Source organism: Komagataeibacter intermedius TF2 (genome assembly GCF_000964425.1).
GTDB lineage: Bacteria > Pseudomonadota > Alphaproteobacteria > Acetobacterales > Acetobacteraceae > Komagataeibacter > Komagataeibacter intermedius.
In genome coordinates this window covers 1-9,012 of sequence record NZ_BANF01000084.1, presented here as the reverse complement: position 1 = coordinate 9,012, position 9,012 = coordinate 1, and the positions used below count along the sequence as shown (strand labels likewise).

9 protein-coding genes and 1 pseudogene are annotated in these 9,012 nt (G+C 62.9%); 2 read left to right on the top strand and 8 right to left on the bottom strand.

Annotated features, from left to right (window positions below):
* Positions 1-133: 133 nt before the first annotated feature.
* Positions 134-586, top strand: coding sequence for a helix-turn-helix domain-containing protein (locus B7449_RS12165; RefSeq protein WP_039735993.1), 453 nt, complete (start codon positions 134-136; stop codon positions 584-586).
* Between the two features lie 8 nt (positions 587-594).
* On the opposite strand, the gene B7449_RS12160 is transcribed toward B7449_RS12165, so the two are convergent.
* The 6 genes from B7449_RS12160 to B7449_RS12135 all read right to left on the bottom strand — a co-directional run bounded on the left by B7449_RS12160 (position 595) and on the right by B7449_RS12135 (position 6,172).
* Positions 595-1,257: a tyrosine-protein phosphatase gene (locus tag B7449_RS12160; protein WP_039735992.1), complete on the bottom strand. Its 663-nt coding sequence runs from the start codon at positions 1,255-1,257 to the stop codon at positions 595-597.
* A gap of 98 nt (positions 1,258-1,355) precedes the next feature.
* Entirely contained in the window at positions 1,356-2,138 is a 783-nt protein-coding gene (locus B7449_RS12155; RefSeq protein WP_039735991.1) for a succinate dehydrogenase iron-sulfur subunit, read from the bottom strand.
* 26 nt (positions 2,139-2,164) lie between these two features.
* Entirely contained in the window at positions 2,165-3,976 is a 1,812-nt protein-coding gene (gene sdhA / locus B7449_RS12150) for a succinate dehydrogenase flavoprotein subunit (RefSeq protein ID WP_039735990.1), read from the bottom strand.
* A gap of 97 nt (positions 3,977-4,073) precedes the next feature.
* On the bottom strand, positions 4,074-4,505 hold the full coding sequence (gene sdhD, locus B7449_RS12145) for a succinate dehydrogenase, hydrophobic membrane anchor protein (RefSeq protein WP_010514766.1): 432 nt from the start codon (positions 4,503-4,505) through the stop codon (positions 4,074-4,076).
* Between the two features lie 2 nt (positions 4,506-4,507).
* Entirely contained in the window at positions 4,508-4,900 is a 393-nt protein-coding gene (gene sdhC, locus B7449_RS12140) for a succinate dehydrogenase, cytochrome b556 subunit (protein WP_010514767.1), read from the bottom strand.
* Positions 4,901-5,152: 252 nt separating this feature from the next.
* Positions 5,153-6,172, bottom strand: coding sequence for an aspartate-semialdehyde dehydrogenase (locus tag B7449_RS12135; protein ID WP_039735989.1), 1,020 nt, complete (start codon positions 6,170-6,172; stop codon positions 5,153-5,155).
* 282 nt (positions 6,173-6,454) lie between these two features.
* On the opposite strand from B7449_RS12135, the gene zwf reads away from it, so the two are divergent.
* The gene (zwf, locus tag B7449_RS12130) at positions 6,455-7,978 is read left to right on the top strand and encodes a glucose-6-phosphate dehydrogenase (protein ID WP_048883652.1); all 1,524 of its coding nucleotides are present in this window, start codon (positions 6,455-6,457) and stop codon (positions 7,976-7,978) included.
* A 221-nt stretch (positions 7,979-8,199) separates the two neighbouring features.
* Here the strand turns inward: zwf and B7449_RS12125 are convergent, their stop codons facing one another.
* Together B7449_RS12125 and B7449_RS12120 are read right to left on the bottom strand one after the other, a co-directional pair.
* Positions 8,200-8,733 (bottom strand): Spy/CpxP family protein refolding chaperone, encoded by a 534-nt coding sequence (locus B7449_RS12125; protein WP_039735988.1) that lies wholly within the window; start codon positions 8,731-8,733, stop codon positions 8,200-8,202.
* A gap of 60 nt (positions 8,734-8,793) precedes the next feature.
* Positions 8,794-9,012, bottom strand: a pseudogene (locus tag B7449_RS12120) (hypothetical protein); the annotation flags it as partial.

Genomic DNA, 9,012 nt, shown 5'->3' with positions numbered 1-9,012 from the left:
CTTTGGGAATCCTATGATTCAAGCTATTCGCAGTGCGCTCTAACGCCCACCGTGAATGGCTGGCGTATTTTAATTTCCAGCCGGTCTGGAGATAGCAGGTAGGGAAGGTAAGACCATTATTGTGACGGGGAAAATGTCCGCTACGTCCAATCCGGTAGATGTTCATGTCGGGAACCGTATCCGCCTGCGTCGTACACTGCTGGGCATGTCACAGGAACGGTTGGGAAATGCCCTGGGTCTGACATTCCAGCAGGTGCAGAAGTACGAACGCGGGCGTAACCGCGTGGGCGCGTCGCGTCTGTATGACCTGGCCTGCGTGCTGGATGTACCGGTCGGATTTTTTTTCGCGGGTCTGCCAGCGTATGCCGATACGACGGACCGGCCCGTAACAGATGCTGTCGATGGCATGGCCGAGCCTGACGCTCCCACACTGTCATCCGCCCTGCCTACGGTGGCGCAGGACGATCTTGCCCTGCTTTCGCGTCGTGAAACCATTGAACTGGTGCGCGCATATTACGGGATTGAGGACAGCGGCACCCGTCGCCGCGTGCTGGATCTTGTCCGCTCCATGGGGGCATCGTCGTAGCGGGCGGGCTATTCCCGCCTGAGTAACTGATCGGTCATGAAGGATGCGATTTTCCCGGCGCGGAAATCCGCGCGCAGGCGGTCTTCATCATATTCCGTGCGTACCCAGTCCATAAAGGGCAGGCGCCCTTCCGCTTCGGCTGCGTAACGCAGGAAGAAGGCATCAAGCACGCCGGTGCGTGAACTGTTGAAATGGCCGTTCTTCCATGAAAGCTGGCGCAGCGCCTGTTGCGCCGTGCCCCCTTCGAACAGGATGACAAGCCCCGCAGCCAGTCCCGTGCGGTCAGCACCCGACTTGCAGTGCATGAGCATGGGAAAGCGGATGTCGCGGTAAATCCGCTCAAACCGTTCGATGCGGTCCCTGTGGGGGGCATTGCGGCTTTCGAACGCCATGTCGATATGGGTCAGCCCGATCTTGTGGGCAGCTTCGCGCGACAGGGCATCGGACCCGCATTGACGGTGCCCGCGCAGGTTGACCAGCGTTTTCAGCCCATAGCGACGGGTGGCAAGCCGCAGCCGCCATGGCGTGGGATGGTTGCAGCGATAGACGCGACCGGGAATGACCACGCGAAAGTTGGTCCATGTCTGCCGCAGGATCGCATGGTCCACGAACAGGCTGTCAATCCAGGCACGGCTTCGGCCGGCGGGGGTGGACAGGGTTCCCTCAAACACCAGCCTGGGTCCTTTCAAACGGGTTGATACGAAAAAGGCGCTGGATTTTTCACATCCAGCGCCTTCTGCGTCAATCACGAATGAAAGTGACCGGGCTGTTACGCCTTGCGTTCCAGCTGCAGTTCCTTGATCCGGCCAATCGCCTTGGCGGGGTTCAGGCCCTTGGGGCAGGTCTGGGTGCAGTTCATGATCGTGCGGCAGGCATACAGCTTCAGCGGATCTTCCAGCGCATCCAGGCGGTCGCCCGCATGTTCGTCACGGCTGTCGGCAATCCAGCGATAGGCCGCCAGCAGCGTTGCCGGGCCAAGGTAGCGGTCGCCATTCCACCAGTAGGACGGGCACGACGTGGAGCAGCAGAAACACAGGATGCATTCCCACATGCCATCCAGTTCGGCACGTTCCTCGATGCTCTGGCGGCGTTCGGCATCCGGCGGGGGAGCCGTATCGGACTTCAGCCACGGGTCAATCGAGCGCAGCTGGGCATATGCCCCATCCAGGTCGGGCACCAGATCCTTGATGACCGGCATGTGCGGCAGCGGGTAGATCGCGATGTCGCCCTCAATGTCCCGGATGGGCTTGAGGCACGCCAGCGTGTTTTCCCCTGCGATGTTCATCGCGCAGGACCCGCAGATCCCTTCACGGCATGAACGCCGGAAGGTCAGCGTGGAGTCGACATCGTTCTTGATATGGATAAGCGCGTCGAGCACCATCGGCCCGATCTTGTCCAGATCAATTTCGTAGGTGTCGACCACGGGGTTCTTGTCATCGTCCGGGCTCCAGCGATAGATCCGGAAATTCTTGACATTGGTGGCGCCGGGGGTGGCCGTGAAAATGCGACCCTTGCCCACCGTGCTGTTCTTTGGCAGCCTGAATTCGACCATCGTCTCGTTCCTTTTCCGCCGTTACGTCAGTAGACGCGCTTCTTGGGGGGGAAGACCTGCACATCGTTGGTCAGCGTTTTCATGTGCACGGGGCGGTAGCTTAGCGTGACATCACCCGCATCGGTCATGTGGGCGACGGTGTGCTTCATCCAGTTCTTGTCGTCACGGTCGGGATAGTCGTCATGCGCCTGTGCGCCGCGGCTTTCGTGACGGGCGTTGGCCCCGGCCATGGTGACGGTGGCGTTGGCCAGCAGGTTCTCGAACTCCAGCGCTTCCATAAGGTCGCTGTTCCAGATCAGCGAACGGTCGTTGATCGAGATGTCGGGAATTTCCGACCAGATTTCCTTGATCTTCTCCACACCCTGCGCAAGGCTTTCGGTGTTGCGGAACACGGCGGCGTGCTTCTGCATGGTGCGCTGCAGCTTGCTGCGCATGTCGGCCACATGGGTCTTGCCCTTGGCGTAGCGCAGGCGGTCGAACCGTTCGATCGCGGCATCACCGGCCCCTGCGGGCAGCGGCGCGATGACTTCCTCGCTCTTGATGGTGGCGGCGGCGCGCTGGGCGGCGGCACGGCCAAACACCACGAGGTCAAGCAGCGAGTTGGTGCCAAGGCGGTTCGCGCCATGCACGGACACGCAGGCCGCTTCACCCACAGCCATAAGGCCGGGCACGACCGCATCGACATCATCAGCCGTGGGGCGGATGACTTCGCCATGATAGTTGGTGGGAATGCCACCCATGTTGTAATGCACCGTCGGCAGCACCGGCACGGGTTCCTTGGTCACGTCGATACCCGCGAAGATGCGCGCCGTTTCCGAAATGCCGGGCAGGCGTTCATGCAGGATCTCGGGGCCAAGATGCTCGAGGTGCAGCATGATGTAGTTCTTTTCCGGACCACAGCCGCGACCTTCGTTGATTTCGATGGTCATGGCGCGCGAGACCACGTCACGCGACGCCAGATCCTTGGCCGTGGGGGCGTAGCGTTCCATGAAGCGCTCGCCTTCGGAATTGGTCAGGTAGCCGCCTTCGCCACGGCAGCCTTCCGTCAGCAGGCAGCCCGCGGGGAAGATGCCGGTGGGGTGGAACTGCACGAATTCCATGTCCTGCATCGGGATGCCGGCGCGGATCGCCATGCCACCGCCATCACCCGTGCAGGTATGGGCGGAGGTGCACGAATGGTACGCACGGCCATACCCGCCGGTCGCCAGCACGACTTTCTGCGCGCGGAAGCGGTGCAGCGTGCCGTCTTCCAGGCACCATGCCATGACGCCACGGCAGGCGCCGTCGTCATCCATGATCAGGTCGATGGCGAAGTATTCGACAAAGAATTCGACGTTATGCTTCAGGCACTGCTGGTACAGCGTGTGCAGGATGGCATGGCCCGTCCGGTCGGCGGCGGCGCAGGCGCGGGGCACCGGGGCCTCGCCATAGTTGCGCATGTGCCCGCCAAAGGGGCGCTGGTAGATCTTGCCATCTTCCGTGCGGGAAAAGGGCACACCCATGTGTTCCAGTTCCTGCACGGCGGGTACCGCCTCGCGGCACATGTATTCGATGGCGTCCTGATCACCCAGCCAGTCCGATCCCTTGACGGTATCGTACATGTGCCAGCGCCAGTTATCCTCGGCCATGTTGCCAAGCGATGCGCCAATGCCGCCTTGTGCCGCGACGGTATGGCTGCGTGTGGGGAAAACCTTGGTCACGCAGGCGGTCTTGAGGCCAGCGGCCCCCATGCCCAGCGTGGCCCGGAGGCCGGAGCCACCAGCGCCTACGACAACCACGTCATATGCGTGGTCAACGATCCTGTAGGAGCCGGTGAGTGGTGAAGTGGTCGCGTTCATTTCTTGGACGTGTCCCGATGCTCGTTCGGACGGCCGGCCAGTATTGCGGCCCGCCGGTCCGCGAATGTCATGTTCTGCTCAGGCGATCGCGCGGGCTTCAGCCTGCTGCGATCCTGCCCCGGCTGCTGCCGGCCAGCGCCAGCTTCAGTACGGAAACCGTGCCGAACAGACCCAGAAGGAAGACGATCCCCTTCATCAGCAGGCCCGCAGGCAGGTGCGCCTTGCCGTGCACGTAGTCATCAATGATGACCTGCAGCCCAAGCTGGGTGTGGTAGAAGGTCAGGATCACCAGCGACAGCATCATGGTGGTGTTGAGCGGGCGTGCGCCCCACTTCGCCACTTCCGGCTGTGATGCGCCAGCAAGGCGGAAGACCTGGATCACGAACCAGCCCGACAGCGGCACAAGGGCCACCGCCGATGCACGTTCCGCCCACCAGTGGCCGACACCGGCCTGACCCGAACCCAGCCCGCGCGCGCGCGAAAGCTGGGAGCGCATGACCGTGATATGCGGTTTCTTCGGATTGCTCATGATCAGGACGCCTTCTTGCGGGAACGACAGATCGCGACACCAAGGATACCGGCCACCAGCGCCAGCGTGGTTCCCACCGTCACGCCCACGGCCACGGGGCCATCTTCGTTGATTTCCTTTTTGGAAAAGCGATAGCCGCTATCCCACACAAGGTGGCGTATCCCCGCCACGAAGTGATAGACCAGCGCCAGTGCCCATCCCGCAAGCAGCATCTGCCCCAGCGGGTTGCCGGTCACCTTCTGGACCTTGCTGAAAGATTTGGGTCCCTTTGCCGCCGCGCTGATCCAGCACAGGCCAAGTGCCGAACCGCCTGCGGCGGCGACACCGGCGGCGCGGTTCGCGATTGAAAGGAACATGGAAAGACGGAAGCGGTAGACCTGGAGGTGTGGGGACATAGGCCGCCTGGTCAGAGTTCCGTCGCTTCGCTGCCCTACATAGAGCGCATCACGGACATCCTGCATGGTCGTCTCGTCAATTTCCCTGTTATGGCTTCGGTTTGTTCCGTTGCCTTGTCTGAATTCGGTCCTACGCCGCACGGAAGGCCGGGTCAACGCACGCCCGGAACACGAGGTTGAGAGACCTTCCCCCGGCTACATGGCGGTACAGCCCCGCTGCACCGCCACCCATGGCAGCCCCCGGCAGGTCCGTCAGTGTCCGAGCAGGTCGAGCGCGACCATCGTTTCCGCGATCTGGACCGCGTTCAGCGCCGCCCCCTTGCGCAGGTTGTCGGCAACGCACCAGAAGCCGAGTCCATTGGGCACCGTCGGGTCGATGCGCAGGCGCGAGACATAGGTCGCGTCCTCGCCCACGACCTCAAGCGGTGTCGCATATCCGCCGTCCTCGCGCTTGTCATGCAGCACCACGCCCGGCGCTTCACGCAGGGCCTCGCGGGCGCGTTTGATATCAACGGGTTCCTCGAATTCCACGCTAATGGCCTCGGCATGGCCAATGAACACGGGAACACGCACGCAGGTGGCGAAAACGGCAATGTCGGGGTCAAGGATCTTGCGGGTCTCGACCGTCATCTTCCACTCTTCCTTGGTCGCGCCGTCATCCATGAACCGGTCGATGTGGGGAATGCAGTTGAATGCGATCTGCTTGGTGAACTGTTCGGCCTTCAGCGGGTCGCCCACCAGGCTGCCGCGTGACTGGTTGAACAGTTCGTCCATGCCGCTTTTGCCCGCACCCGCCACGGCCTGGTAGGTGGCGACCACAACGCGCTTGATTGTGAACAGGTCATGCAGCGGCTTGAGTGCAACCACCATCTGGATGGTGGAGCAGTTGGGGTTGGCGATGATGCCGCGCCTGGCCTTCTTCACATCGTTGGGATTGACCTCGGGCACGACCAGCGGCACGTCCGGTTCCATGCGGAAGTGGGACGTGTTGTCGATCACGATGCAGCCCGCTTTCGCAGCCCGCGGCGCATGCACGGCCGAAACCGCCCCGCCGGGGGAGAAAAGGGCGACATCCCAGCCGGTAAAGTCAAAGGTCTCGAGGTTCTGGACCTTCAGTACCTTCCTGTCGCCAAAGGAGACTTCCTTGCCCGCCGAACGGGCGGACGCCAGGGCCACGATCTCATCCACAGGGAACTGGCGCTCAGCCAGAGTCTTGAGGATCTCGCGCCCCACAGCGCCGGTGGCGCCCACCACCGCAACGCGGTAACCCATAATCTTCTTTCCTGTCCTGTCATGCCGGTCCATCCGGGCGGACGGACCCATTGCCGTAACTGTACCGACACCTAGAGCCTGCGCGGCAAAGGCGCAAGCAGGACGGACCGCGCAAAACCGCTAACCGAATCGGGGGTAAGGTCAAGGTGGTACGTCCCATGCGGTGATAGGCCTTGTCCGTATCGGCGTGCCGGGTGCACGCTTGGCCCATCGCGTCATGCCGGGCAGGCACGCTGCCATCTATCCCGGTACGGGGCGCAGGCAAGAACGGTTAGAGAGATCATGGCCCTATCATCTGATATTTCCGCAACCATGCCCCCCGGCGCCCATCGGGCCCCCGCGTGCACCCTGGTCATTTTCGGGGCGCATGGGGATCTGACCAAACGGCTGCTCATGCCCGCGCTGTACAATCTGGTGGGCAACGGGCTGCTGGATGACGGCTTCCGCGTCATCGGCGTGGACCGCGTGGACAGCACCACCGCGCAATGGCGCGATGGCCTTGCCGCCATGATGCAGTCCTTCACCCATGACCCGAACGCCGAATTCCATCCCGCCAGCATCAATGCCCGGCAGTGGGACTGGCTGGCGCAGCGGCTGGACTATGTACAGGCCGACTTCAGCAACGTGGAGGCCCTGCAGCAGCTGGGTACGAAGCTGCCGGGCAACGCCATCTTCTACCTGGCCATTCCGTCGCGGTTTTTCGCCACGGTGGTGGAAACACTGGGCCAGGCGGGCGTGGTGGCGCAGAAGGAGGGCGTTTTTCGCCGCGTGGTGATTGAAAAGCCGTTTGGTTCCGACCTGGCGTCGGCAAAGGAACTCAACCGCCGGGTGCTGTCGGTACTGGACGAGTCGCAGGTCTTCCGCATCGACCACTTCCTTGGCAAGGAAACGGTGCAGAACATCCTCGCCATGCGCTTCGGCAACCTGATATTCGAACCGCTGTGGCGCAATGAATATGTTGATCATGTCGAGATCACCGCCGCCGAGACCATTGGCGTGGAACAGCGCGGCGCGTTTTACGAACCCACAGGCGCGCTGCGCGACATGGTGCCCAACCACCTGTTCCAGCTTTTCGCCATGGTGGCGATGGAGCCCCCCAATACCTTCGACGCCGAAAGCGTGCGCAACGCCAAGGAACAGCTGTTCGAGGCCGTGACCCCCATCGACCCGGCGGATGCCGTGCGCGGCCAGTACGCAACGGGCACGGTGGATGGCAGGCCCATGGTCGGTTACCGTGAAAGCCCCGGCGTGGCCCCGCACAGCAATACCGAAACCTATGTGGCGCTGAAACTGCATGTGGATAACTGGCGCTGGGCCGGGGTGCCGTTCTATCTGCGTACCGGCAAGGCGCTGGGGGGCAGGCGGACCGAGGTCGTGGTGCAGTTCCGCAAGCCGCCGATGCTTATGTTCCGTGAAACCGAAACGGAGGAACTGCCCCCCAACCGCATCATCCTCAACATCCAGCCAGCCCAGGGGCTGACGGTGGAACTGGGCGCGAAGAAGCCGGGGCCGGAAATGGACCTGACCGATGTGCAGGCCCGCTTCCGTTACGAGGACGTGTTCGCCAAATCGCCCAATGTTGGCTACGAGACGCTGCTGTATGATTGCCTGATGGGTGATGAGACCCTGTTCCAGCGCGCTGATAATATCGAAGCCGCGTGGAAGGCCGTCGATCCTGTCCTGCAGGCATGGGCGAAGGATACGGCTGGTCCGGAACTGTACGAAGCCGGGACATCAGGCCCTGGCGGGGCGGACGACCTGCTGCGCCGCGACGGACGGGCGTGGTACCCGCTTGATCGCGCCTGAAAGGTTTTTTGAAAACGGCCTGTTCATAAGAGTGGAAGTTGCCGGGTGCCGCCTTTTTTCAAAAAGGTGGCATTCCTTCGGTAGTTTTTGAAAAAAGCGCCACCAGAAACCTGCTTGTGACCGGCCCCGCCTGACTGTCGCGGATCACCCGGGACTGTCAGGTGAGCCGGATGTGCCTGCCCCGCCCGCAACATGCTGCGGGCGGGGCAGGGCGCGTTTATTTACTGCGCGGGGGCGGCTGCCGTCCCCTGCGCATCGGCAGCCTTGGCCTGCTGTGCGGCGGTGTGTTCGCTGTCGCCTTCACGGAACAGGGTGTCGGCATGCTTGCGCTGCTTCTTGGACAGGCTGTCATACAGCGACGCGAACGCTGTGTTCAGGGTCTGCATGTCACGCGCGCGCTCGATCACCAGATCGGCATAGGACTGCATGTTTTCCACCGCGTTCAGGGTGGGCAGCTTGGACCGGCGGTCCTCGATCGCATCATGCAGGCGCTGCGCGTTGTCGCGCATGTCCTGTGCAAAGGGGGCCCACAGGGCTTCCTGCTTCTTGGTAATGCCCAGCTGGTCATGCAGCGCCTTGATATGGGCTTCCACCTGCTCCGGCGCGGGATCGTGCGGGGTGTGGGCCAGTGGCGCGGTCGGGTTGGGCTTGCCTGCCTCTGTCTGGGTGCCTGTGGCGGGCTGAGGGTCAGCGGCCATGGCCATGGCGGGCAGCATCAGCAGGGCAGCGGCGGGTAGGAACCGGCGGAACATCATGTTGTATATTTTCCTTCGCAGGGGTGTCGGTATGCGTGGGATGTGTCAGGGCTGCGGTTATCAGTAACCGCCGCCATAGGGGTAGTAGGCCGGCGGCGGCGGGGCCGGCGCGGGGGTGGGATAATAGGCCGGTGGTGGCGCCGCGGCACCGCGTTCGGCCAGCGTGCTGCCCAGCATGGCGCCCACCGCAAGACCGGCAAGGCCACTGCCCACGGCCAGACCCGCGCCGCCGCCGCCACGGTGGCCGCCATAATAACCGCCACGCGGCGGCGGCGGGGG